Origin of the sequence: Bowmanella pacifica (genome assembly GCF_014645355.1) — a bacterium.
Lineage (GTDB): Bacteria > Pseudomonadota > Gammaproteobacteria > Enterobacterales > Alteromonadaceae > Bowmanella > Bowmanella pacifica.
In genome coordinates, this window is sequence record NZ_BMLS01000005.1 from 144470 (window position 1) to 169207 (window position 24738).

The following is a 24738-nucleotide window of genomic DNA, read 5'->3' on the forward strand; positions in this document are numbered from 1 at the left end:
CAGCAGTGTTATCCAGCTACCAAAGAGGTGATTATGTTTAAAGGTGGAATGGGCAATCTGATGAAACAGGCCCAACAGATGCAAGAGCGCATGCAAAAGGCCCAGGATGATCTGGCTAACCTGGAAGTAACAGGTGAAGCTGGCGCCGGGTTGGTGAAAGTAACAATGACCTGTAGCCATGCAGTTCGTCGGGTGGATATTGATGAAAGTCTGATGGAAGACGACAAGGACATGATTGAAGACTTGGTTGCGGCAGCAATCAACGATGCGGTACGTCGTGTTCAGGAAACCACCAAAGAGAAAATGGCGGGTGTGACGGGCGGTATGCCTTTGCCGCCTGGCTTTAAAATGCCATTCTGATAGGCAGATTCGTGAGGGACGGCAGAGACCGTCCCTTTTTCATGCAGATAAACTAGTCAAGTTTTTATGAAATTCAGCCCCTTACTCAGCGAACTTATTCGTACCTTGAAATACCTGCCAGGTGTAGGGCAGAAAACTGCCCAGCGTATGGCATTTCAGTTGTTGGAACGCAACCGGGACGGTGGTCAAGAGCTTGCCTCTGCGCTGCATAATGCCATGGAGCATGTACAGCATTGTCAGCAATGCCGGAATTTCACTGAATCAGAACTTTGTGATATTTGTGCAAGCCCCAAGCGTCAGCAGCAGGGGATCCTCTGTATAGTAGAAACCCCACAGGATGTGATGGCCATTGAGCAAACCGCCGAGTTCAAAGGCCTGTATTTTGTGCTGATGGGACATTTGTCGCCGATTGATGGTATTGGCCCGGCCGATATCGGTCTGGATAATCTTGCTGAGCTGTTGGATAAACATCAGATCCAGGAAGTGATCTTGGCAACGAATCCGACTGTGGAAGGAGAAGCGACCGCGCACTATATTGCCCAAATGTGTCGTAGCCGAGATATTAAAGCCAGCCGTATAGCCCATGGGGTACCGGTTGGCGGCGAATTAGAATACCTTGATGGCTCCACCCTGATGCATGCCTTCAGTGGCCGTAGAGAGCTCTGACATATCGGCTCTGTGCGAAGAAATTTCGACATTCATCGTTGAAATTAGACAATCTGTCCTTATCTCCTAGTTCGAAGCGAATTATGCCGATGGCCCTGTGGCGGTCGGAAGTGAAAAAGTACTAGGAGATGTCCGTTTATGGCAGATGCAGCCCATAAAGAAACCCATGGTTTTCAAACTGAAGTAAAGAAACTGCTTCAGTTAATGATCCACTCCCTTTACTCGAATAAAGAAATTTTCTTACGCGAGTTGGTGTCAAATGCCGCCGATGCTGCAGATAAGTTGCGCTTTCGCGCCTTGTCGGATGACAAGCTTTACGAGAATGACGGTGATTTGCGTGTTCGTCTGATTGTGGACAAAGACGCCGGTACCCTGACCATTTCAGACAATGGTATTGGTATGACCCGCGATGATGTCATTGAGCACTTGGGCACTATTGCCAAATCCGGCACCGCAGAATTCTTCAGCAAGTTGTCTGGTGATCAGGCTCGTGATTCTCAGTTAATTGGCCAGTTTGGCGTGGGCTTTTATTCCGCTTTTATTGTGGCCGATAAGGTCACGGTGCGCACTCGTGCCGCAGGGCAAGATAGCTCCCGTGGTGTGGAATGGGAAAGTGCCGGAGAAGGGGACTTTACCGTTGCTGACATCGAAAAAGCTGGACGTGGCACTGACGTTATCCTGCACTTGAAGGCAGACGAGAAAGAATTTTTGGATGACTGGCGCCTGCGCTCCATCATTGGCAAATACTCCGACCACATTAGCGTGGCCGTGCAGATGTATAAAGACGAAGTGCCTGAGAGCGAAGGGCCAGATGGCGAGAAGATCGAGGCGCAGCCTGGCCAATGGGAAACGATCAATAAGGCGACGGCTATTTGGACCCGCGATAAGTCCGAAGTCAGTGATGAAGAATATCAGGAATTTTATAAGCACGTTTCCCACGACTTTGGCGATCCTTTGCTGTGGTCACACAACAAGGTGGAGGGGAAAACCGAGTACACCAGCTTACTCTATGTACCGACTAAAGCCCCCTTCGATTTGTGGAATCGTGAACAGAAACACGGCCTGAAACTTTATGTTCAGCGCGTTTTTATTATGGACGATGCCGAGCAGTTTATGCCCGTGTACCTACGTTTCGTAAAGGGCGTGTTGGACTCCAACGATTTGCCGCTTAACGTGTCTCGTGAGATTCTGCAGGACAATAAGATCACGCAGGCTATGCGCCAGGGCTGTACTAAGAAAGTGCTGCAGATGCTAGAACGATTGGCCTCTAACGATAAAGATAAGTACCAAAGCTTCTGGAATGAGTTTGGCAATGTACTTAAGGAAGGTCCGGCTGAAGACTACAGCAACCGAGAGAAAATTGCCGGTTTGCTGCGTTTCGCTTCAACCCAGGAAGACAGCAGTGCGCAAACTGTATCACTGGATGATTACCTTGGTCGTATGAAGGAAGGCCAGGATAAGATTTACTACATCACCGCTGATAATTATCAGGCCGCCAAATCCAGTCCACATCTGGAGATCTTCCGCAAAAAAGGCATTGAGGTCTTGCTGATGTCAGACCGTATCGACGAGTGGTTGATGTCGCACCTGAATGACTACAAGGAAAAGTCGTTCCAGGCTATTACTAAGGGCCAATTGGACCTGGGTGAGCTGGAGGATGAGGAAACCAAAAAAGCTCAGGAAGAAGCCGAGAAGCAGGTTGCAGGCCTTACCGAGCGGGTAAAGACTGTGCTGGGTGAGCGGGTTAAAGAGGTGAAACTTAGCCACCGTTTGACCGACTCACCGGCTTGTGTGGTCGCTGATGAATATGGCATGAGCACGCAAATGATCAAACTGATGCAGGCTGCTGGACAAAGTGTGCCGGAGATGACCTATCACTTTGAGCTGAACCCAGAGCACAGCTTGGTTAAAGTGCTTGCCGAATTGCAAGATGAAGACCGTTTTGCTCAGCTTACCGAAGTATTGTTCGATCAGGCTGCGCTCACCGAGCAAGGTAGTTTAAAAGATCCGGCAGCCTTTGTTGGCCGCTTGAATAAACTGCTGATGGAACTGGTGAAGTAAGTTTTCAGTAATGGCAACAAAGGGCGGGCCAGAGGGTTCGCCCTTTGTTGTTTAAGGCCGCTAAAACTATGGTCTGACAAGGGAGAATTTGAGTTGTTTTCGGCTTGTAACACCTGTGCTTAATGTGTAAAGTTCCCAGCTCATTCATCAAATTGTCACAGACCAGTAAGAGGACAAGGTATGCGCATCATTTTGCTTGGCGCTCCCGGAGCAGGAAAGGGCACTCAAGCCCAGTTTTTAATGGGTAAATTCGGGATCCCGCAAATATCTACCGGTGATATGCTCAGGTCTGCTATCAGTGCTGGAACCGAACTGGGGTTGGCAGCCAAGAAAGTCATGGACGAAGGCAAACTGGTATCCGACGAGATTATTATTGGTTTGGTAAAAGAGCGCATTGCGCAACCTGACTGCGAGAATGGTTTTCTGTTAGACGGCTTCCCCCGTACTATTCCTCAGGCGGATGCCATGAAGGAAAACGGTGTTGATGTTGATCATGTGATTGAGTTTGATGTGGCTGACGACATTATTGTTGAGCGTATGGCTGGCCGCCGTGTGCACCCCGCTTCAGGTCGGGTGTATCATGTGACTTACAATCCACCGAAAGTGGAAGGTAAGGATGATGTAACAGGTGAGGAGCTGGTTATCCGTGCCGACGATCAGGAAGAAACCGTACGTAAGCGTCTGGGTATCTACCACGAACAGACCAAACCGTTGGTTGACTACTACAGTAATGAAGCAGCTTCTGGTCGTTGTGCTTACCATAAAGTAGATGGTACTAAGCCAGTTGAACAAGTTAGTCAAGAACTGTCTGTATTGCTTGCTTAAGCAAAATCGATTTTGATTAAAAAGGAGCGTTAGCTCCTTTTTTTATGGATTAAGGAAAAACCTCTATGCAAGGTGTTTATGTCAGTGGTAATTCACAAGGACCGGCACTGGTATTGTTGCACAGCTCCATGAGTAGCGCCCGCCAATGGCGGGAGTTAGTAGACCAACTCGACGACACATTTCGGGTCATCAATTTTGACTTGCTTGGTTATGGCCAGGCCCCAGCACCTTCTTTGCCCTTTGGGCTGGAAAACGAAACGCAACGTATAGAGCAACATTTATCAGACTTAGGGGTTAGGCAGTTTCATTTATGCGCCCATTCCTTTGGTGGTGCCGTAGCACTTAAACTCGCCCATGAGCGCCCCAATGCGGTTCTCTCATTGAGCGTGTTCGAGCCGGTTGCTTTCCATTTATTGTCACGCCAATCCGCTGGCTGGTATGAAATACAGGAGCTGGGCCTACAGGTGGATAGTTTGGATGCCGCTCAGGCTGGCGCTTGTTTTGTTAACTACTGGAATGGCGTTGGTTATTTTGAGTCTATGCCCATGCCCGTTCAGCAGGGATTTGCTGCGCAGGTTAAAAAAGTCAGAATGGACTTTAGCGGCCTGACCGAAGAAGCTTATCAGCTTGCAGACTATGCTCAAATCCAATGTCCGGTGCTGCTGTTGGGTGGAAAAGAGTCTCGCACTTCGGCGCTTGAGGTACTGGACGGGTTGGCAGCGTCCTTACCTAATGTGCAGCGAAAATGGGTATCAGGTGGGCATATGTCACCTATTAGCCATAGCAAAGAAGTTAACGATTTGCTGTTAAGTTTTCTGGCGGTTCAGACAGCTTGAGGCCTGTGCTATTTGAAGGTCAATAAAAAAGCGGCTCATCAGAGCCGCTTCCAGGGAGAGAGGAGAGGGCAATAGGCCTTAGCCTTTGTTTTCCAGCAGACTGCTACCGATTTCAATCTTGCGGGGCTTTTTCGCCTCAGGAATTACACGCTCAAGATCAATATGCAGTAAACCATTTTCCAAGCCTGCGCCAAGTACTTTTACGTGGTCACCTAACTGGAACTTGCGTTCAAAGTTGCGCTCAGATATTCCCTTATGCAGGAAATTACGCGCTTCTTCTTTTTCAGGTTTATTGCCGGTCACGTGTAAGGTGTTTTCTACTACCTGGATTTCCAGTTCCGACTCTGCAAAGCCTGCGACAGCCATAGTAATTCGGTATTTGTCCTCGCCCAGTAATTCGATATTGTATGGGGGGTAAGATGGCTGTTTTTCGTTACGGCTAGCCGCATCAATCATAGATGCAAGGTGGTCAAAACCGATGAAAGAACGATAAAGTGGAGACAGATCAATATTACGCATAGTCATATCCTCGTAAAGCAATATGGGTTGTTGTAGCCCCGCATCGCGGCGGCTGATTAAGTTTATCGACCCCGAAGGCATCGACAATACCTATATAGGGTTGGGCAAATTGCTTTCAACACAAAACGCTTAAAATTTTCGAAGTTAAAATATAAGTGGTTGAATATAATGGATAATAAATTTGAAGAAATAATCCCGCATGAGGTGTCTGAGATCCTGGCATACTGGTTTGGGGAGATTCGTCACGGACTGGCTGAGACGGGTAAATCAGATATCTGGTATGGCGCAGACTCGCATATTGACGATTATATCAGTACCCACTTTGCACAGCGGCTTGTCGAAGCCAGTTTGGGGAAATGGGATGACTGGCTGCAAAGCGCCAAAGGACGGTTGGCACAGATCCTTTTGTTCGATCAATTCAGCCGCAATATTTACCGCGCTAAAGCGCAGGCGTTTGCCTATGATAAGCTAGCCTTGGGGCTTTGCCTGGATGGCATGGCGCTGGGCCACGACAAACAATTGTCGCTGATTGAGCGAATATTCTTTTATCATCCTTTAGAACATGCCGAGCAACCGGATATTCAAGAGATATCCGTTCAGCAGTTTTCATTATTAGCGCAGGCCTTCCCTGAAGGTGAGCAGCATCAGTTAGCATTAAATGCCTATCGCTATGCTGTGGAGCACCGGGATATTATCGCCAGATTCGGGCGTTTTCCTCATCGCAATCAAGCGCTGGGGCGTGCTGCGACTGCAGAAGAACAGGATTACCTTCGCCGCGGTGGTAAACGCTTTGGACAATGAAAATAAGGGAATAGTGGTGTGTTGCTTTGCGTTAACAAATATTTACCACGGAATGCATTGAGCTTCTGTCTGTCTACAGGTAAATTGGCGCGTTTTTTTATGGCGTGAATCGGTTGTTCATGGATACCTTTGCTCAAATCCGTCCTTATCAGGATGATGAAGTTCAAGCCGTATTGCAGCGGTTGTTTGATGATCCCGAGCTGTTAGATGCCTTGGTGCGCTTTCGCTTTGCCAACTGGCCCAAGTGGTTAGGTAAACCCCTGGCGTTGGCACTACGTTGGCAGTTGAAAAGACGTTTTGGGGACATCCGTACAGTACGTGATTTTCAGCACCAGTTGGAGCCTTTTATCCAACGTATGATTGACACCACAACGGCCGGTTTGCGTATTTATGGTTTAGAGCAGCTTGATCTAACGCGTCCTTGCCTGTTTATCTCCAATCACCGGGATATTGCATTGGATCCGGCATTTGTATGCTGGGCATTGCATCTCAAAGGTCAGGATACTGTACGTATTGCCATTGGTGATAACTTACTGACCAAGCCTTGGGTATCCGATTTGATGCGCTTGAACAAGAGCTTTATTGTTAAGCGCTCGGCATCGAGTAAGCGAGAGAAACTGCAGGCCAGCAAAGAGCTCTCTGCTTACATTCATCATTCCCTGTGTGAGGAAAATGCGCATATCTGGTTGGCGCAGCGGGAAGGACGGGCCAAAGACGGCGTAGACAAGACCAACCCGGCTATAATTTCCATGTTGATGCTGAATAAACCAAAAGAGCAGGCATTTTCTGAGTATCTGAGTCAGCTTCGTATTGTTCCTGTGGCCATAGGTTATGAGTATGATCCCTGCGATCTAGCCAAAGCTAAGGAGCTGCACCAGCAAGCGATGACGGGGCAGTATGAGAAAGAGGATCATGAAGATGTGGCCAGCATTTCCCGTGGTATTGTTGGCTATAAAGGCAAGGTAGAAGTCTGCTTTGGCCAACCCATTGCGGGAGAGCAGTTTGACTCGGCTAAGCAGGTTGCAGAAGACATCGATAAGCAGATTCGCGCGCTTTATCCCACACTGACAACCACGCATTTAGCGGCTGAACAGTTAGGCTGGGATACCAGCCACGAAAATATTCATTTTACGGCCAGCCAACTGAAAGTAGAACGAGCGCGTTTTGATAAGCGGTTGGCAGAAGTGCCCGATGAAATCCGCCAGCGTATATTGAGTATGTATGCGGCGCCGCTCAATTCGCAAGAGAAGGAGTAGGCCAAGTTGTGAAGCAACCTGGTTTATTACCTAGCGGGGAGGATCGATTGCGCCGCCTATGCTGGCATTAATCCTGAACCAGCCAGCGATGCTGTAACGATGGCGGTTGGCTGCTAACACCTCGTGAGGAAAGCGTTCACTTAGGAATATCACCATCTGACCAAACAGCGGGGTCAGTTTAAGAAACGGAGTCCGTTGCTTTTTTTCGTACATCAACAACTCCCCACCGTCTTCAGTGGTCCAGCCGGGGTTGAGGTACAAAACGGTGCTGAGCACACGATTTGTGCGTCCTTTGAAAGCATCTAGATGCTTTTTATAAAAATCCCCTGGACCGTAGTGAGCAAAGTGGCATTCATAGTCAAAAAGGCCCATAAACAGACGACGGTTCAAGCCTAATCGTAATTGTTCCATTACGCTTAAGAACGCTTGCTGAGCTTCTGTCTGGCCCGTTAACCAGCGAATTTCATCGGTGCGCACAAATTGGTTTTGCTGCTGTTGTTGCTCTCGACCAATACCTGCCGGTTGGAAATGCTGGCTGCCATATTCAGACACTTCTAATAATAAGGACTCGGCTATTTGCGAAGGTAATAGCTCGGGCATGACCATATAGCCTTTGTCGGCCAGGCTATCAGCCAGGTTATCCAGACGATGCTGGCTAAGCTCTGAATTGGATTGGATAAGCGTGTTCACGGGGATCCCGACACAAACTAAAACTGGCGTTTTTTACTCCGTTTTTTGATGCTTGTCATCTGTTTTTATTCGCTGGATGAAAAAGAAAAAGGCAGACCTGAGTCTGCCTTATGCTGCGTGCTTTGCGGGTTACTTACGTACCCCTTCCACATGCAGTTCCAGCTCAACGCTGTCTGCCAGATCGCCGAGTTTATGTTCAATACCGAATTCACGCATGCTGATGGTGGTTGTACCTTCGAAACCAACCCGATAGCCGCCCCAGGGATCCTTACCTTCACCCACTTTCTCTACTTCAATGACCACAGGTTTAGTGACACCGTGCAGAGTCAGGTTGCCATGAATATCCAGTTCGTCATCATCATCTTTAACCACTTTAGTGCTGACAAACTTGGCAGTAGGGAACTTACTGACATTTAGAAAATCGCCGCTGCGAATATGCTTATCGCGCTCTGCATGATTGGAATCAAGGCTGCTGGTGTCGATAGTGACCTCAATTGAGGCAGCGGTAGGGTTTTCGGCGTCATAGCTGAACTGGCCATCAAATTTGTTGAAACGGCCGGTTAGCCAGGAAAAGCCAATGTGCTTTACCTTGAAATTGACTGACGCGTGGGCGCCTTTGGTATCAATGGCATAGTCTGCTGCCTGAGCTAATGGCGCAGTGCCCATCAGGGCGAATAAACTGACGGCAAGTAATTGTTTCTTCATATAAATAATTCCTTATTTCTCAGGGTTTAAGCATTCGGGTTAAGGTTCTGTCTTTGTCTATAACGTGATGCTTGATGGCGGCCAAAGCGTGTAATAGTGCTAAACCGATCAGGCTCCATGCCAGCCACTCATGAATGTCACCGGCCAAGTCTTCCTGATTCTCAACCAGCTCACCGAATCCGGGTACAGTGAACCAGTTAAATACATCGATGCCGCGGGCATCGGCGGTTGAAATCAGGTAACCGCTGGTAAAAATGGCGAGCAGCAATATGTACATCAGCCCATGAGTAAGATGAGACAGTTTTACTTCCCATGCTTTCCCCAATGCTTCCGGGCGTGTTTTTTTGAAACGCTGCAACAGGCGCAACAAAGTGGCTAATGCCAGCAGTATGCCAATACTTTTATGCAGATGCGGAGCGTCCCGATACCACTCACTGTAGTAATCCAGGTCGACCATCCACCAACCCAATGCAAATAGGCCAATCACAGTCAACGCACTAAGCCAGTGTAAGAGAATGCTGGTCCATCCCCAGCTGGATTCTGAGTTACGCAAATTACCTCCTTATATTCAATAGCGATAGCTTACGGCTTGTATATGAAAATTAATATGCCTGAATATCGAGGAATTATATCGATAAAATCGAATGAATCGGCAGGGAAGCCGGAGATTACTCCGGCTTTTGGTGACGGGTTTGCAGTACCTGAATGACGTCTTGAAGACTAAGATTGCTGGCTTGCAGTAGAACGAGTAAATGGTAAAGCAGGTCCGCACTTTCGTTTTTTAGCTCTTCCAGATCGCCTACCGTAGCGGCTAGCGCGGTTTCCACCCCTTCTTCGCCTACTTTCTGAGCAATGCGCTTAATCCCTTTGGCGTAGAGACTGGCAGTGTAGCTACTGTCTGGCGCTGCTGACTTACGCTGTGCAAGCACTTGCTCCAGCTCTGCAACAAAGGTCAGGCTGGGGGTTGCCCCCTGATGCCAGCAGCTCGGGTCACCGGTATGGCAAGTCGGGCCGTTTGGCATAGCCAGGGCGATCAATGCATCCTGATCGCAATCGCAGCTAAGTTCCAGTAAATCCAGAGTGTGACCTGAGCTTTCGCCTTTGGTCCAAAGCCGCTGCTTGGAGCGGCTGAAAAAGGTCACATGGCCGGTATCCAGGCTTTTTTGCAGCGCCTCACGATTCATGTAGCCCTGCATCTGAATCTTACCTGAGATGGCATGCTGAACCACGACCGGCAACATACCGTCCATTTTGTCCCAGGCCAGCGCTTCTATATTGTCTTGGTTGATAATCATAAATTCCTCACACTTTTTAAGCTGCGCGCTAGTCCCTAATGGGGATGCCTTGGTCACGTAGATACTGTTTTAACTCAGGGATGGCAATAATGCCTTTGTGGAAAACCGAGGCGGCCAGTGCTCCGTCTACATCCGACTGTTCGAACACGGCTTTGAAGTGCTCCATGGTTCCCGCACCGCCAGAGGCAATCAAAGGAACCTGACAGCAAGCACGAATTGCGGCTAATTGGGCAATATCATAGCCCTGACGCACGCCATCCTGGTTCATACAATTGAGCACAATTTCGCCGGCGCCGTGCTGCTGGACTTCTTTCACCCAATCGGCGGTTTGCCAGCCGGTGGTCAAGGTACGCTTTTCATCGCCAGTAAATTGTTTCACCTGATAGGTATTACTGGACTGGTCAAAATAGCTGTCGATACCAATAACCACGCATTGCTGGCCGAATTGGTCGTGCAGCTTAGTGATAAGACTGGGATCGGCCAGGGCAGGGGAGTTAATGGAAACCTTGTCGGCGCCCATTTCCAGCACTTTGCCGGCGTCTTCCACCGATTTTATGCCTCCGGCCACACAAAATGGAATATTGATCACCTCGGCAATACGGCTAACCCAGCTTTTGTCCACCACCCGGGCGTCACTGGAGGCGGTAATATCGTAGAAAACTAGTTCATCGGCACCAGCCTGGGCATATTGTTCGGCTAGCGGTACGATATCACCAACAATTTCGTGGTTACGGAATTGCACGCCTTTGACCACCTTGCCGTCTTTGACATCGAGGCAGGGAATAATACGTCTGGCCAGCATCAGTTTTGCTCCCATAGCGAAATGGCCTCAGCCAATTCAAATTTACCTTCCAGTAATGCTCGGCCCAGGATAACTGAATCCACCTGCGTGCCTTTAAGCGCCCGAATATGTTCAAGGTTGCCAATACCACCTGAAGCCTGCCAGATAATTTGCGGAAAGGCGGCCTTCATTTCCTGATACAAGGCCTGGTTGGGGCCTTGCAGGGTGCCGTCACAGGCAATGTCGGTACAAAGTACGTGCTTGGCACCCGCCGCTAAAAAGCCATCTAGCAAAGGCGCCAGTTCCACGCCGCTATCCTGCTGCCAGCCGTGGGTGGCAATGCACTTCTTGCCCTGGGCATTAATATTGATATCCAGTGCCAACACAATAGCGTCGCTACCATATTCGCGTAGCCAGCCCTTAACCAGTTCTGGTTGTTTGGCGGCTAATGAGCCTATCACCACGCGCTCAATACCGGTATTGAGCAAGTCCTTCACATCTTGTTCGCTACGAATACCGCCGCCGGCCTGGAACTTCATCAGCTTGCTGTCGGCCAGTTCGCGGATAAGGCCCAGTTGGCGTTTGCTCGGATCTTTGGCGCCGGTCAGGTCAACAATATGCAGCCACTTGGCACCAGCGTTTGCATAGCGGGTAGCCACATCCAGCGGGCTTTGGGTGTATCGTGTCTTTTGTTGGTAATCGCCTTGGTAAAGACGCACCACTTCTCCATCAATAAGGTCTATCGCGGGAATTATCATGTTATCTCTCTTCTAAACCGGGCTCAGCCCGATTGGCCATCTGTTTTATCGGTGGCTGTTATCAGGGTTAGCAACGGCTGATGAAGTTGCTCAGTAAACGGCTGCCTGCCTCGCCGGAGCGCTCAGGGTGAAATTGCACGCCCATAAAGTTGTCCTGGCCAATACTGGCACTAAAAGGCATACCGTATTCACACGTTGCCAACGTATAGTCGCCAACCGACACGGCAAAACTGTGCACAAAATAGAAATAGCTGCCTTCGGCTATGCCATCGAATAGCGGGCTGTTTGGGTTCGGTGTGATGGTATTCCAGCCCATATGTGGCAGACGCAGGCTTCCTACCTGCATGCGTTTGACTTCACTGGCGATCATGCCAAGGCAAGCCACATGACCTTCTTCAGACTGGCGGGTCATCAACTGCATGCCCAGGCAAATACCCAGAGTCGGCTGGGTAAGCGTTCTGACTAAAGGTATCAGCCCCTTGGCTTCAATTTTTTGCATGGCCGCTGGCGCTGAGCCTACGCCGGGCAGGATAACCTTGTCGGCATTTTTAATCACCTCAGGGTCGTCTGAGACTCTGACCGGACTGCCCAGTCGCTCAATGGCAAAGCGTACCGAGGCAATGTTGGCGCAGCCGGTATCCACTATCACCAATTCCACTACAGTGCTCCCTTAGTGCTGGGCAAGACATCGCCCTGTTTGGTGATGGCCTGACGCAGAGCGCGGCCAAATACCTTAAACAGGCTTTCTACCTGATGGTGGGCATTGCCTTCGGTGGTGGACAGGTGCAGCGAGACGCCCATGGAATCGGCCAATGAGCGGAAAAAGTGCGATACCATCTGGGTGGACATCTCACCAACCCGTTCCTGACTAAATTCTGCATCGAACTTTAAATAAGGGCGGGCCGAAATATCTAACACGCACTCTGCGCGGCATTCATCCATGGGCAGGGCAAAACCAAAACGGCCAATACCGCGTTTATCCCCCAGCGCCTTGCGCATGGCCTCCCCCAGAGCTAAGGCGGTGTCTTCCACCGAGTGGTGGTCGTCGATATGCAGATCGCCATCAACCTCCACTTGCATGGTAAAGCCGCCGTGCGTGGCGATTTGGTCGAGCATATGGTCAAAAAAGCCCAGGCCGGTGCTAATCTGGGATTTGCCCTGATTGTCCAGGTCCACCTTAATACGAATATTGGTTTCTGATGTGGTGCGAATGACCTCAGCAATTCTGCCCTGACCCTTAAGCTGTTTTTCAATGGCCAGCCAGTTATAGTCCTGTCTGTCGTAACGAATCCCCACAATCCCCATGTTTTCAGCCAACTGAATATCGGTGGGGCGGTCACCTATCACATAAGAGCGGCTGAAATCGACTTTGCCTTGTTGCAAATAGTCTTTGACTAAGCCCAGTTTGGGCTTTCGGCAACTGCAGTTGTCCGCTTCAAAATGTGGACAAATTAATACATCGTCAAAGGTCACCCCCTGACCGGCAAACAGTTCCATCATTTTATTGTGCGGGGTGTCAAAGTCCGCTTGCGGAAAACTGTCGGTACCCAGGCCATCCTGATTACTTACCATCACCAGTTTGAAGCCCGCCTGTTGAAGGCGGATAAGTACCGGAATCACCATAGGCTCGAAGACCAGCTTTTCCAGGCTGTCTAGTTGCTTATCAATAGCCGGCTCTTCTACTAGCGTGCCGTCGCGGTCGATAAATAAAATAGCCTGCTGGCTCATTGGGTCTTCTCCTTAAAAAAGCGTTGCATGGCGGCGATAAGCCGCTGATTTTGTTCTTCTGTGCCTATGCTGATACGCAGGCAGTTTTCCAATCCCAGCTGCTTGGACTGATCGCGAATTAAAATACCCTGGGCGACCAGGTCATCCATCAGGGCTTGCTTATATGCAGTGCGCAGCAGAATAAAGTTAGCCTGACAGTCGCCGAGTTGAATAAAATCACCTAGCGCCAAAAGCTGGTTTTGCAGTGTTTGCCTGAGGCTATTCAGGGTGCTCACTTTGTCCTGCATCCAGGTGAGCCCTGGCGGTGAAAGGGCCTGGGCAGCAATTTGGGCCACAGGCTCGGCCAGAGGGTACGGAGCGATAGCTTTGAGCAAGACCTGAATAACGCCAGGGGAGGCCAGGGTAAAGCCGCAGCGAATACCTGCCAGCCCAAAGGCTTTGGATAAGGTGCGAAGCACCACCAGATTCGGGTATTTGGCTAACTGCTGTGCCCAGCCCTGATCTTTAGCAAACTCAATGTAGGCTTCATCCACGGCCACCAGAGCTGAATCCTGGAAAAGCGCCAGGGCTTGCTCTATCTGCTCGGGCGCCACCTGCGTACCCGTGGGGTTATTGGGCGAGCAAATGAACACTACTTTTACCTTGCCGGCAAACGTTGCCATGGCATCAAGGTCGAGGCTGAAATCGGCCTGTAAGGGGGCTTTTTCTACCCCAATATTGAAGGTCTCTGCGCTGATAGCATACATACCATACGTCGGTGGGCAGATAAGAATGCTATCTTGTCCGGCATCGCAAAATGCGCGGATCAGCAACTCGATGCCTTCGTCAGCGCCCCGGCTGACCAGTACCTGTTCGGGCGCTACACCGGCATAAGCCGCATAGGCCTGTAAAACGTCTTTAGGCTGGCAGTCTGGATAGCGGTTGAGTTTGTTGCTATTCAGGCTGTATTCGCCAACAAAAGGCGATTCATTGGCGTTTAACCAGTCTTGTCCGCCGGAAAATAGGCGGCGTGCCGACTCGTAAGGCTTCAGATCTTTTAGGTGCTTAGCTTGCAAAGATTCAATCAAACTATCGGTCATTTCAAGGCATCCAATCTAAGGGCTACAGCTTGCTTGTGTGCATCTAAACCTTCGGCATCGGCCAGCGTCATTATCGCCGGACCAATTTGCCTAAGGCCTTCCTGGCTTAACTCCTGAACGGTATAACGGCGCAGAAAATCCAGCAGGCCGAGGCTTGAGGTATTTCTGGCATAGCCGTATGTGGGTAATACGTGGTTAGTACCACTGGCATAGTCACCCGCTGATTCAGGAGACCAGGGGCCGACAAAAATGGAACCCGCATTGGTAAGCTTGTCCAGCCAACTGCGCGGATTGTTCATTTGCAAAATTAAATGTTCAGGGCCGTATTGGTTTGAAACCTCAACCGCCTCGGCTATGTCCTGGGTGAGGATATAGCGACCATGCTGCATACTCTGACGGGCAATCTCGGCGCGACCTAAGCGACTTAGTTGCTGCTCAACGGCTTGTTTTACGGCCGTTATCAAGTCCACTGAGTCACTCACTAGCACTGCCTGGGAATCAATACCATGCTCTGCCTGAGAGAGCAGGTCTGAGGCAACAAAGTCCGGGTTCGCCGATTGATCGGCAATAACCAGCACTTCTGAAGGGCCAGCCGGCATATCGATGGCTGGGCCACCGGGAATACGACTAACTTGCTGTTTTGCCTCGGTTACGTAACTATTGCCAGGGCCAAAAATCTTATCCACCCGAGCAATACTTTGTGTGCCAAGGGCCATAGCGGCAATGGCCTGTGCGCCGCCGCACAGGTAAATTTCGTCTATGTCACAAAGGGTAGCGGCATAGAGAATTTCAGCGGCAAGCACACCTTGCTTATTAGGCGGGCTGCACAGTACTTTACGCGGGCAACCAGCTACTTGTGCAGTGGTACCCAACATCAATACGGTGGATGGCAGTGGTGCTGTACCACCCGGAATATACAAGCCCACCGCCGCAATGGCTTGATGTTTCAGCTCACAGATGACCCCAGGGCTGGTTTCTATCCTGACATCCTGTGGTCGCTGCGCTTGATGAAATGTACGAATGTTTTGGTAAGCCAGTTCAATGGCGGCCTTGCGCTCATTGCTAAGTGTAGCAATAGCTTGCTCTATGGCGGCTTTCGATAAGCGCAGCTCGGTAAGCTCAACACCGTCAAAACGTTTAGCCAGGTCAATTAATGCATCATCGGCGTGTTCGGCAACCTGCTCGATAATGGCTGCTACTGCCTGGCTAAGACTTTGATTATCAGCCAGCGCAGGGCGAGCCAATAGGCTTACTTGTTCCTGCGAGGTTAATTGATTCCAGTTTTGCATGCTTAACCCAACATTTTCTCGATAGGCAGTACCAAGATACTGCTACAACCCAAGGCTTTTAGTTTTTCCATGGTTTCCCAAAACAGGGTTTCGGTACTGACTACGTGCACGGCGACACTGGTTTCGTTGCCGGCCAGAGGCAAAAGTGTTGGGTTCTCGGCGCCTGGCAAAAGCTGTTTAACCTGCTCTATTTTATCTACAGGCGCGTGCAACATGATGTATTTGCTTTCCCGCGCTTGCATTACGCCGTTAATACGGGTGAGTAACTTATCGATTAGCTGCTGTTTACCGTCGGGCATCTCGCCACCACGTTGGATAAGTACAGCTTTGGAGCGGAAAATTACATCTTTCTCTACCAGGCCGTTGGCCTCTAAGGTGGCGCCGGTACTCACCAAATCACAGATAGCATCAGCCAGGCCTGCTCGCGGAGCAACTTCTACCGAGCCGTTTAGCATCACCGCCTTGGCATTTACATTTTGTTCGCGAAAAAAGCGCTCAAGTAGGAAAGGGTAGGTAGTGGCGACTTTTTTACCCTGCAGTGACTGAACACTTTGATAATCCATCTCATTGGGAACCGCCAGCGATAAACGACAGCCGCCAAATTCCAAGCGCTCAAGGGTTTTATACTGGAATTGTTTCCCTTGAGCCTGGCGTTCGAGCATTTTTTCTTCCAGCTCGTTTTCGCCGATAAAGCCCAAATCTACGACACCGTCCATGACCAAACCGGGAATATCATCATCGCGCACCCGCAACAGATCTATGGGTAAATTGGTGGCATGGGCTATCAATAAACGGTCACGAATCGACAGCTTAACGCCGATGGCTTTGAGTAACTCCATGCTGCCTTCACATAGGCGACCGGATTTTTGTACGGCAATTCTGAGTCTGTTGCGCTCTGTCATGTTTCCTACCTTAATATTTCTCGACGCCCTAAAAACGAAAACCCCCGAAAGTTGCCTTCCGGGGGTATCTGATTAGGTTCGATATGCCACTGGAAGGTAACCATAGACCTTCCAGCACGAACCTGAAAGGTTATGCTATATGATGGTGGTGATGAATCGCTTTCAGGTTCTGGGTAATCATGTTGCTAAGTAAATCGCGTTATCTTTGTTCGGCTGTTAACTTACTGCATGCGAGGGGCAAAACGCAAGGGTAAATTTGCGCAATTATTACTATGGGTTAAAGCTAAAAAGAATAAGTGGACAAATTTTTTATGGCACAAAGGTGTAAAACGCGTGTCCAAAAGTTAAAGGTGGTTAATGTATAACCGATATTTAATCTGTTATATGACACAAGAGAGTGAATATGGTTAGTGATCTACTGTTTCCTATTTTGCCTAAACAGGGCAAAACTAACCCTGTTCAGGATGAACAGCGTGTTGAACAGGTCAGTAAAGAGGCCAAATTACGTTCTTTGCAAGAAGATGAAAAGAACTTAACTGCTGAGGAGCGCCAGCAGCGGGAAAAACAGGAACAGAAGAATAAGAAAAAAAAGGCCAGTAAAGAGACCTCAGACAAACCTGTTGAAGGAGAAAATCGAGCTGCACCAGGTCATTTGGATATTTATATCTAACGTTATACTTAGCTTTCGCTACTCAATCCCTGAAGATACCAGGTTTTCTTGCTGTTGTAGCGCCCATCAGAAAGTCAGTAATTTGCAGTTTTAGCTGTATGTCAGAGATTCATATTGTGGAATACTGCGCCCCAACCGTTTATCCTGTTAAAACTCTATGAATTACAGGAATATGAGTATTGGACATTGTGTTAGGCTGTAGGTATAAAACGGCGATATCCGTAGTTCATTTATCTGTTTGGAGCTCGGTAACGCAATGAGTTTGTTCTGGATTCCTCTTATTCTGCTGGCTGGTGTGGCAGTCCCTGTTGTAACAGAAAAGTATGGGCGTAGCTGGTGTGCGCTGGCAACCATGTTGGTTCCGGCCGCCATGCTTGCATTTATTCTGTCCTTTCTACCGCAAGTTTTTGCCGGGGAACTTCTGGTCGAGCGTTTTGACTGGATTCCTGCAGCGGGCCTGACATTGTCAATGCGACTAGATGGGCTGGCCATGTTGTTTGCCATATTGATTCTTGGCATTGGCTTACTGATTATTCTTTATGCCCGCTATTACCTTAGTGCTACGGATAGCATGGGGCGATTCTACGCCCTGTTGCTGCTCTTTATGAACGCTATGCTGGCTATTGTGCTTTCCAACAACCTGCTGCAGTTGTGGATGGCCTGGGAAGTGACCAGTATCAGTTCGTTCTTGCTGATTGGTTTTTGGGCTGGCAAAACCGAGGCGCGTAAAGGCGCGCGCATGGCCCTGACCATCACCGGTGCTGGTGGTCTGGCTTTGCTGGCAGGTTTGTTGTTACTGGCCGATATTGTCGGCAGCTATGATTTAACTCAGGTGCTGGCGAGTGGCGAGCAAATTCGGGAGCACGCGCTTTATCCTGTAGCCCTGATTCTGATTTTGCTGGGGGCTTTTACTAAATCCGCACAGTTTCCGTTCCACTTTTGGTTACCGCATGCCATGGCAGCACCCACTCCTGTGAGCGCATATTTGCACTCTGCCACTATGGTTAAAGCGGGGATTTTCCTGCTTGCCAGAATGTATCCAGCCCTTGCTGGAACGGAGTTGTGGTTTTTGATCGTAAGTCTTACCGGGCTGGCAACATTGTTGCTGGGAGCCTATGTCGCCTTGTTTAAACACGATCTCAAAGGCTTGCTTGCGTATTCAACCATTAGCCATTTAGGCTTGATCACGCTGCTACTGGGGATGGACACTGGCCTGGCTGCCGTTGCGGCGATTTTTCATATTATCAATCATGCCATCTTTAAGGCCTCGCTGTTTATGGCTGCCGGCATCATAGATCATGAAGCCGGTACAAGGGACATGCGCAAGTTGAACGGCCTTTGGAAGTATATGCCCCATACCGCTACGCTGGCTATGGTTGCGGCTGCGTCTATGGCCGGTATTCCTTTGCTGAATGGCTTTTTGTCTAAAGAGATGTTCTTTGCTGAGACCTTGCATCAGGTCGCATTAGGATCGCTATCCTGGATGGTGCCTGTACTTGCCACGCTAGGGGGAATTTTCTCCGTTGCTTACTCATTGCGGTTTATTCATGACGTCTTTTTTAACGGCGAACCGGTCGACTTGCCTAAAGTACCGCATGAACCACCGCGCTATATGAAAATCCCGGTTGAGATTTTAGTGACCTTATGTCTGTTGGTGGGGATTTTCCCTGGTGCCATCATAGGTTCGTTGCTTTATGCCGCTGCGGGCTCTGTGCTGGGCGCGAATGTACCTGAATATAGCTTGTCCATTTGGCATGGCTTTAATCTGCCGTTGCTGATGAGCGCTGTCGCATTGCTGGGCGGTGTATTAGTGTACAGCTTTCGCGGTCATCTTTATCACTTCCAATCCCAGTTCCGGGAAAATGACGCCAAACTCATATTTGAGGGTGTCATTCAGTACATTGTTGCGCGCGCCTCTGCGTTCCACAATTGGTTTGTGAACGGGTCACTGCAGAGTTACGTCACTTGGTTATTGTTACTGACTCTGGTCGTAACCGGCGCCCCCTTGCTGGATTTGAACGGCGCCGCAGGCCATCAGCCCCATCAGCCTGTTGGGGCTGTGGAAATTATTGCCGCCGTCCTTTTGTCTTTGAGTGCATTGGCGACGGTTATTTTTCATCGGCAACGTATGTTTGCGTTAGTGACGCTTTCCGTTGTGGGGTTGATTGTTTCTATTGCCTTTGCTCGCTTTTCAGCACCTGATTTGGCTTTGACGCAACTTAGTGTTGAGGTGGTAACAGTGATACTGTTGATGCTGGCCTTGTTTTTCCTGCCACAAAAAACCCACAATGAATCCTCACCCAGACGGGTGGCCCGCGACCTGAGTATTGCCGCTATTTTCGGCGGTATTATTGCGACCATTAACTATGCAATTATTACACGCCCTCTGGACAGCATCTCTGATTTCTTTATTGCTAACAGCAAAACCGGTGGCGGTGGAACTAACGTGGTTAACGTGATTCTGGTGGACTTTCGCGGTTTTGACACTCTTGGTGAAATTACCGTGTTAAGCATCGCCGCCCTTGGCATATTTAAGTTAGTCTCAAGGATGCGTCTGGCTATGCCCACCGCAGATGAGAAAGGTCGCCCCTGGGCCAGGGACAGACATCCTTTGATTTTGTCGGTGATCTCGCAAAGCCTGCTGCCTTTAGCCTTGCTGGTTTCCGCCTACATATTTTTACGAGGCCATAATATGCCCGGGGGAGGCTTTATCGCTGGATTGGTAACCTCAGTGGCACTTATACAGCAGTATGTGGCCCACGGAGTTGATTGGGTCAAACCACGCCTTAAGCTGGACTACCAGTGGTTGATTGCCTGCGGGGTTTTAATTGCCAGTCTCACCGGCTTGGGCAGTTGGATGTTCGACAAGCCTTTCCTGACATCATGGTTTGACTATTTCGACATACCATTTATTGGCACAACGGAGCTTGCCAGCGCCATGTTGTTTGACTTAGGCGTATATCTCACCGTGGTAGGCGCAATCTTGTTGATTCTTGCCAATCTCGGCAAGCTCACTACTCGCTATCGCCCAATTTCTCAAGAGGACTAAAGTGGAAGCTCTATACGTTTACTGCGTTGGTATGTTGACATTCTGTGGCGTGTTTTTATGTCTCAGGGCCAGATTGTTCCCAGTGGTACTGGGATTAACCATGTTGTCCTATGCCGTGAATTTGTTTCTGTTCTCAAGTGGGGGCCTGACCTTTAATGCTGCCGCCATCCTCGGGGCTTCAGAAACTTACAGTGATCCTCTTCCTCAGGCCCTGGTACTGACCGCCATCGTGATTGGTTTTGCCATGATTGCCTTTATCGTCATCCTGGCCATGCGGGCCAGGGCTGATTTAGGTAATGACTATGTGGATGGCCGGGAACCTCCTGATACGGAGCAGGCTATTTCACCCAAGCGGGGCAATCTATGAGCCAGCATTTAGCCATTATTCCAATTCTTTTGCCGTTATTCGCTGGCTTGTTGATGCTATTGCCCCCATTAGCAGGGGTAGAGAATATTCGCCGCCGCCGTATCACCTCGCTTATTGTGGGGGCGGTATCTATTTTTGCGGCAGCTAATCTTGCCGTGCAAGTTCAGCAGGGACCTTTGTTCTACGCTTTAGGGAATTGGCAGGCACCTAATGGAATAGTATTGATGGCGGACCCGCTTGCCGCCATGCTGGTGCTGGCCACCTGTATCCTGGTGTTTGGTAGCACAGTTTATGCTTGTGCCGGCGAGGATCGTCAGGGCGCTTACTTTTATCCGCTGCTGCAATTCCAGTTAATGGGCATCAACGGTGCCTTTCTGACCGCCGACCTGTTTAATCTGTTTGTCTTTTTTGAAGTGCTGTTGATCGCATCTTATTCGCTGCTTATACATGGTGGCGGTAAGCAAAAGACGCAGGCAAACGTGCATTATGTGGTGTTAAATCTGGTCGGTTCCAGTTTGTTTCTGTTCGCCCTTGGCGCCTTGTACGGCACCCTTGGTACCCTGAATATGCTCGATATGGCGATGCGTGTCCCAACTATTTCGGAAGGGGAGCAGGTTATCGCCAAAGTGGGTGGCTTGATGTTGTTGATGGTGTTTGGTCTCAAGGCCGCTATGCTCCCATTACATTTCTGGTTGCCAAAAACCTATTCAGCGGCATCAGCCTCTGTGGCGGCCTTATTTGCCATTATGACAAAGGTGGGGATTTACAGTATTTACCGGGTCTATACCATGATCTTTGGTGAGCATGCTGGCCCCCTGGCAGATATGGCCCTGGGCTGGATTTGGCCGCTTGCTTTGTTGACACTGATTGGGGGAGCTATAGGTGTTCTGGCCAGCCCCAATCTTAGGCAAATGGCTGCGAACATGGTCATTATATCTGTGGGCACCTTATTAATCAGTTTTGCCATACGTAGCCAAGAGGCAAGTGCGGCTGGCTTTTATTACATGATTCACAGCACCTTTGTTACGGCGGCGCTGTTTATGATCGCCGATATGTTGGGGCAACAGCGAGGTAAAGCGCTTGACCGCTTTGTTGTGGCCCGGAAGGTCAAGCAGCCTGTATTGCTGGGGAGTCTGTTTTTTGTTGCCAGCATGGCTGTGGCAGGTTTGCCGCCCTTTTCTGGTTTCATCGGCAAGTTATTAATTCTGCAGTCTGCGCATCAGGCCACAGAGATGATTTGGGTTTGGACATTGATACTGTTGGCCGGCCTGGTTTGTATCGTTGCGTTGTCCCGTGCGGGAAGTACGGTGTTTTGGCGGCATACGGGGGGCAACAACAATGACATTGCGTCTTTATCTTATTGGCAGATTGGGGCAGCAGGTCTGATGCTACTCATGTCGCCCCTGATGGTCGTGTTTGGCGCGGTGACAACGGAGTATATGCAACTGGCAGCTTTACAACTTCATCAGTTTAGCGGTTTGTTCGAGTTATTGGGGAGGGCCAATCCGTGAGTAAAGATGCAGCATTTCGTTGGTTTCCTATGCCCTTGCACAGCCTGTTAATGCTGGTCATCTGGTTAATGTTAAACGGTAGTCTGAGTCTTGGGCATGTACTACTGGGCAGCCTGCTGGCTATGGTTATACCCTGGTTGTGTGCTCCGCTACAAATGCCGCAGCCCGGGCATTTTAAACCTTTCAGGGCGATTCGTTATATTTTGATGGTGCTGGTCGATGTTGTGATTGCCAATGTTCAGGTTGCTATTCTGGTTCTGGGGCCAGAAAAACGACTAAAGCCTGCCTTTGTTGCAGTGCCGCTGGATATTAGTGGAGCGCTTCCCATTACCGTGCTGGCTAGTACAGTTACCATGACCCCAGGCACGGTGAGTGCCGATGTGTCTGAAGACAGAAAATGGCTGTATGTGCATGTACTCAACCTAGAGGGGACGGAAGAGGAACTTGTTGAGCAAATTAAATCACGCTATGAACAGGGCGTAAGGGAGATCTTTGCATGTTAGAATGGGCGATTTACCTGGTCACAGCGATGTTGTGCGTGGCTTTGCTGCTAAACCTCTGGCGTTTGCTTATTGGACCGCAGATCGCGGACCGGATTTTGGCTTTGGATACCATGTATATCAACAGCATTGCATTGATATTGTTGTACGGCATACACAGCGGAACAAAGCTTTATTTTGAAGCTGCATTATTGATTGCTATGTTAGGTTTTGTTAGTACCGTCGCCTTTTGCAAGTACCTGCTGCGTGGTGACATCATTGAGTAACGCCTTATGAATTTCTGGATTGAGTTGTTAGTCAGCGTGTTGCTGGTGTTTGGCGGCCTATTTGTTTTGGTTGGTTCGATTGGGCTGGTGAGGCTGAAGGACTTTTACATGCGGTTACATGCGCCAACAAAGGCGACCACCCTTGGTCTGGGGGGAATTTTGCTGGCATCTATGGTCAGTATCAGCTACCAACAAGGTTACATGAGTATACATGAGCTGCTGATCACCTTGTTTCTGCTGATTACCGCACCTGTCACCGCCCATATTTTGGCAAAGGTGGCGATGCACCACAGGTTGAAGCAGATAGAACGCACAAGCAATGCACATTATGTGGACAGGGCAAGGGAGCAGCGTCCACCGAAGGACGCTGAGTAACCTCTGTTAAGCCGTTTTTTGGGTTATTAACTGGTACGTATTTGCTAACAGAACAACCAACCATACCAAGCTAAACAGGGACAATATAACAATCATCCATTGCGGCATGCTGAAGCTAAGCCATTGCCAGTCTATATTGCCGCAGTCACCCGTCGCAGCAAAAATGGATGGTAACCAATGATGTAACGGCATCCAGGCTGGGAATTCAGGTTCGATTGCACAACTTTGAAAAAGCAAATTTGACGCAGTTTGAATGTCCACATGTTCGATGGCTTTGAGCAGCCCCCAGACCGACGATAAGCCCCAAATTGACATGCCTGCCCATCTCAGTCCGCCAAACTGCGGATTGATAAGCCCGACTAGGGAAGCAAGCATCACGCCTATGACGGCGGTGCGTTGGTAGATACACATAACGCAAGGCGCCAGCCCCATCGCATATTGAAAATACAAGGCGACTAGCAATAAACCGACCGACGCCGAAAACAGCAGCCACCATCCTTGTCTACGCTGAGACCAAATGGCAAGACGACCCAAAGCACTCATGGATTTGACCGGATAGTTGGAAAAGTCGTTGATAATAGTGAATCCCCCCACTTTTTAATAGTCTTATTTGTTTTGGTTTCAATAGTAAGCACATCTGGTACAATCAGTTGGATAACAAAAATTAATCGGTGTTAAGCGAGCTTTTGCATGATCTACAAGTCCCAAAGTCCAGCAGGATTTGCCGAAGAATATATTGTCGAGTCAATTTGGAGCGGCAGATTTCCTCCTGGAACTATTTTGCCCGCTGAGCGCGAATTGTCTGAGCTAATTGGGGTGACGCGTACGACCCTGCGTGAAGTATTGCAAAGGTTGGCCAGAGACGGTTGGTTAACTATCCAGCACGGCAAACCGACCAAAGTAAATAACTTTTGGGAAACCTGCGGTCTGAATATCTTGGAAACCCTGGCGCGTTTGGATCAGGATGGTATTCCGGAGCTTGTTGACCATTTGCTGGCAGCCCGTACCAGTGTCAGCGCAGTGTTTATCCGTGGCGCCATTAAAAACTCGCCGGAAAAGGCGGCTGAGGTTCTTAAAGGTTATGTGGATGTTGCCGAAGACGGTCAGGCCTTTGCTGACTATGACTACCAAATCAATCATGATTTAGCGTTAGCATCAGGTAACAAAGTTTATGTGTTGATGATGAATGGCTTCAGGGGCTTATACGCGCGCATTGGCGGCTATTATTTCTCAAACAGCAAATCGCGTAATCTGGCTCGCGACTACTATGCTCAGTTATTGCAACTTGCGCAAAGTGGCGCTCACGAGCAGGTTCCTGGCCTTATCCGTAAGTACGGTATTGCCAGTGGCAAGATTTGGAATGAAATCCGTGGTGATATGCCGCAGGACTTGGTTGACTAAGTCTGTCCGCAAATAAAAAAAGCGCCATTGGCGCTTTTTTTATTTGAG

General features: G+C 49.4%; 28 protein-coding genes and 1 other annotated feature. Of the genes, 15 read left to right on the forward strand and 13 right to left on the reverse strand.

Annotation, left to right across the window (positions count from 1 at the left end; all coding sequences use genetic code 11):
- Positions 1 to 33 precede the first annotated feature (33 nt).
- The 5 genes from IEX02_RS15050 to IEX02_RS15070 all read left to right on the forward strand — a co-directional run bounded on the left by IEX02_RS15050 (position 34) and on the right by IEX02_RS15070 (position 4748).
- Positions 34 to 360 (forward strand): YbaB/EbfC family nucleoid-associated protein, encoded by a 327-nt coding sequence (locus IEX02_RS15050; RefSeq protein ID WP_188696946.1) that lies wholly within the window; start codon positions 34 to 36, stop codon positions 358 to 360.
- 66 nt (positions 361 to 426) lie between these two features.
- Positions 427 to 1026, forward strand: coding sequence for a recombination mediator RecR (gene recR / locus IEX02_RS15055; protein ID WP_188696949.1), 600 nt, complete (start codon positions 427 to 429; stop codon positions 1024 to 1026).
- 138 nt (positions 1027 to 1164) lie between these two features.
- Entirely contained in the window at positions 1165 to 3087 is a 1923-nt protein-coding gene (gene htpG, locus IEX02_RS15060) for a molecular chaperone HtpG (RefSeq protein WP_188696952.1), read from the forward strand.
- Between the two features lie 180 nt (positions 3088 to 3267).
- Positions 3268 to 3912, forward strand: a complete 645-nt coding sequence (gene adk / locus IEX02_RS15065) for an adenylate kinase (RefSeq protein WP_188696955.1) — start codon at positions 3268 to 3270, stop codon at positions 3910 to 3912.
- Positions 3913 to 3977: 65 nt separating this feature from the next.
- Positions 3978 to 4748 (forward strand): alpha/beta fold hydrolase, encoded by a 771-nt coding sequence (locus IEX02_RS15070; RefSeq protein WP_188696959.1) that lies wholly within the window; start codon positions 3978 to 3980, stop codon positions 4746 to 4748.
- Between the two features lie 78 nt (positions 4749 to 4826).
- On the opposite strand, the gene IEX02_RS15075 is transcribed toward IEX02_RS15070, so the two are convergent.
- Positions 4827 to 5267, reverse strand: coding sequence for an Hsp20 family protein (locus tag IEX02_RS15075; RefSeq protein WP_188696962.1), 441 nt, complete (start codon positions 5265 to 5267; stop codon positions 4827 to 4829).
- A gap of 168 nt (positions 5268 to 5435) precedes the next feature.
- Between IEX02_RS15075 and IEX02_RS15080 the strand changes: the two genes are divergently transcribed.
- Positions 5436 to 6068, forward strand: a complete 633-nt coding sequence (locus IEX02_RS15080; protein ID WP_188696965.1) for a DUF924 family protein — start codon at positions 5436 to 5438, stop codon at positions 6066 to 6068.
- Positions 6069 to 6187: 119 nt separating this feature from the next.
- Positions 6188 to 7324 (forward strand): 1-acyl-sn-glycerol-3-phosphate acyltransferase, encoded by a 1137-nt coding sequence (locus IEX02_RS15085; RefSeq protein ID WP_188696969.1) that lies wholly within the window; start codon positions 6188 to 6190, stop codon positions 7322 to 7324.
- A 30-nt stretch (positions 7325 to 7354) separates the two neighbouring features.
- On the opposite strand, the gene IEX02_RS15090 is transcribed toward IEX02_RS15085, so the two are convergent.
- The 11 genes from IEX02_RS15090 to hisG form a co-directional block, all read right to left on the reverse strand.
- The gene (locus IEX02_RS15090) at positions 7355 to 8014 is read right to left on the reverse strand and encodes a 2OG-Fe(II) oxygenase (protein ID WP_373285019.1); all 660 of its coding nucleotides are present in this window, start codon (positions 8012 to 8014) and stop codon (positions 7355 to 7357) included.
- A gap of 129 nt (positions 8015 to 8143) precedes the next feature.
- Positions 8144 to 8719: a YceI family protein gene (locus IEX02_RS15095; RefSeq protein WP_188696972.1), complete on the reverse strand. Its 576-nt coding sequence runs from the start codon at positions 8717 to 8719 to the stop codon at positions 8144 to 8146.
- Between the two features lie 19 nt (positions 8720 to 8738).
- Positions 8739 to 9272, reverse strand: coding sequence for a cytochrome b (locus IEX02_RS15100; protein WP_188696975.1), 534 nt, complete (start codon positions 9270 to 9272; stop codon positions 8739 to 8741).
- Between the two features lie 115 nt (positions 9273 to 9387).
- A complete protein-coding gene (gene hisIE / locus IEX02_RS15105) occupies positions 9388 to 10014 on the reverse strand; it encodes a bifunctional phosphoribosyl-AMP cyclohydrolase/phosphoribosyl-ATP diphosphatase HisIE (protein ID WP_188696977.1) in 627 nt (208 codons plus the stop codon).
- A gap of 28 nt (positions 10015 to 10042) precedes the next feature.
- Positions 10043 to 10816, reverse strand: coding sequence for an imidazole glycerol phosphate synthase subunit HisF (gene hisF / locus IEX02_RS15110; RefSeq protein WP_188696980.1), 774 nt, complete (start codon positions 10814 to 10816; stop codon positions 10043 to 10045).
- Positions 10816 to 11553: a 1-(5-phosphoribosyl)-5-[(5-phosphoribosylamino)methylideneamino]imidazole-4-carboxamide isomerase gene (gene hisA, locus IEX02_RS15115; RefSeq protein WP_188696983.1), complete on the reverse strand. Its 738-nt coding sequence runs from the start codon at positions 11551 to 11553 to the stop codon at positions 10816 to 10818. The genes hisF and hisA overlap by 1 nt, the downstream gene beginning before the upstream one ends.
- A 67-nt stretch (positions 11554 to 11620) precedes the next feature.
- On the reverse strand, positions 11621 to 12211 hold the full coding sequence (gene hisH / locus IEX02_RS15120) for an imidazole glycerol phosphate synthase subunit HisH (protein ID WP_188696985.1): 591 nt from the start codon (positions 12209 to 12211) through the stop codon (positions 11621 to 11623).
- On the reverse strand, positions 12211 to 13281 hold the full coding sequence (hisB, locus tag IEX02_RS15125) for a bifunctional histidinol-phosphatase/imidazoleglycerol-phosphate dehydratase HisB (protein ID WP_188696988.1): 1071 nt from the start codon (positions 13279 to 13281) through the stop codon (positions 12211 to 12213). The genes hisH and hisB overlap by 1 nt, the downstream gene beginning before the upstream one ends.
- Positions 13278 to 14360: a histidinol-phosphate transaminase gene (gene hisC / locus IEX02_RS15130; RefSeq protein ID WP_188696991.1), complete on the reverse strand. Its 1083-nt coding sequence runs from the start codon at positions 14358 to 14360 to the stop codon at positions 13278 to 13280. The genes hisB and hisC overlap by 4 nt, the downstream gene beginning before the upstream one ends.
- Positions 14357 to 15649 carry a histidinol dehydrogenase gene (gene hisD / locus IEX02_RS15135; RefSeq protein ID WP_188696994.1) on the reverse strand — a complete coding sequence of 431 codons (1293 nt, stop codon included), beginning with the start codon at positions 15647 to 15649 and terminating at the stop codon, positions 14357 to 14359. The genes hisC and hisD overlap by 4 nt, the downstream gene beginning before the upstream one ends.
- A 2-nt stretch (positions 15650 to 15651) precedes the next feature.
- Entirely contained in the window at positions 15652 to 16551 is a 900-nt protein-coding gene (gene hisG / locus IEX02_RS15140; protein WP_188696997.1) for an ATP phosphoribosyltransferase, read from the reverse strand.
- Positions 16552 to 16583: 32 nt separating this feature from the next.
- Positions 16584 to 16706: a sequence feature (His leader region), on the reverse strand.
- Between the two features lie 248 nt (positions 16707 to 16954).
- On the opposite strand from hisG, the gene IEX02_RS15145 reads away from it, so the two are divergent.
- The 7 genes from IEX02_RS15145 to IEX02_RS15175 all read left to right on the forward strand — a co-directional run bounded on the left by IEX02_RS15145 (position 16955) and on the right by IEX02_RS15175 (position 23289).
- The gene (locus IEX02_RS15145; RefSeq protein WP_188697000.1) at positions 16955 to 17221 is read left to right on the forward strand and encodes a hypothetical protein; all 267 of its coding nucleotides are present in this window, start codon (positions 16955 to 16957) and stop codon (positions 17219 to 17221) included.
- 256 nt (positions 17222 to 17477) lie between these two features.
- Positions 17478 to 20270 carry a monovalent cation/H+ antiporter subunit A gene (locus IEX02_RS15150; RefSeq protein ID WP_188697003.1) on the forward strand — a complete coding sequence of 931 codons (2793 nt, stop codon included), beginning with the start codon at positions 17478 to 17480 and terminating at the stop codon, positions 20268 to 20270.
- A gap of 1 nt (position 20271) precedes the next feature.
- Positions 20272 to 20637 carry a Na+/H+ antiporter subunit C gene (locus IEX02_RS15155; protein WP_188697005.1) on the forward strand — a complete coding sequence of 122 codons (366 nt, stop codon included), beginning with the start codon at positions 20272 to 20274 and terminating at the stop codon, positions 20635 to 20637.
- Positions 20634 to 22148 (forward strand): monovalent cation/H+ antiporter subunit D, encoded by a 1515-nt coding sequence (locus IEX02_RS15160; protein WP_188697008.1) that lies wholly within the window; start codon positions 20634 to 20636, stop codon positions 22146 to 22148. Before IEX02_RS15155 ends, IEX02_RS15160 begins: the two co-directional genes overlap by 4 nt.
- Entirely contained in the window at positions 22145 to 22651 is a 507-nt protein-coding gene (locus IEX02_RS15165; protein ID WP_188697011.1) for a Na+/H+ antiporter subunit E, read from the forward strand. Before IEX02_RS15160 ends, IEX02_RS15165 begins: the two co-directional genes overlap by 4 nt.
- Entirely contained in the window at positions 22645 to 22914 is a 270-nt protein-coding gene (locus tag IEX02_RS15170) for a K+/H+ antiporter subunit F (RefSeq protein ID WP_188697013.1), read from the forward strand. Before IEX02_RS15165 ends, IEX02_RS15170 begins: the two co-directional genes overlap by 7 nt.
- Positions 22915 to 22920: 6 nt before the next feature.
- Positions 22921 to 23289 carry a Na+/H+ antiporter subunit G gene (locus tag IEX02_RS15175; protein WP_188697016.1) on the forward strand — a complete coding sequence of 123 codons (369 nt, stop codon included), beginning with the start codon at positions 22921 to 22923 and terminating at the stop codon, positions 23287 to 23289.
- Between the two features lie 6 nt (positions 23290 to 23295).
- On the opposite strand, the gene dsbB is transcribed toward IEX02_RS15175, so the two are convergent.
- Positions 23296 to 23832 carry a disulfide bond formation protein DsbB gene (gene dsbB, locus IEX02_RS15180; RefSeq protein WP_188697019.1) on the reverse strand — a complete coding sequence of 179 codons (537 nt, stop codon included), beginning with the start codon at positions 23830 to 23832 and terminating at the stop codon, positions 23296 to 23298.
- Between the two features lie 147 nt (positions 23833 to 23979).
- On the opposite strand from dsbB, the gene fadR reads away from it, so the two are divergent.
- The gene (gene fadR / locus IEX02_RS15185) at positions 23980 to 24690 is read left to right on the forward strand and encodes a fatty acid metabolism transcriptional regulator FadR (protein ID WP_188697022.1); all 711 of its coding nucleotides are present in this window, start codon (positions 23980 to 23982) and stop codon (positions 24688 to 24690) included.
- Positions 24691 to 24738 lie beyond the last annotated feature (48 nt).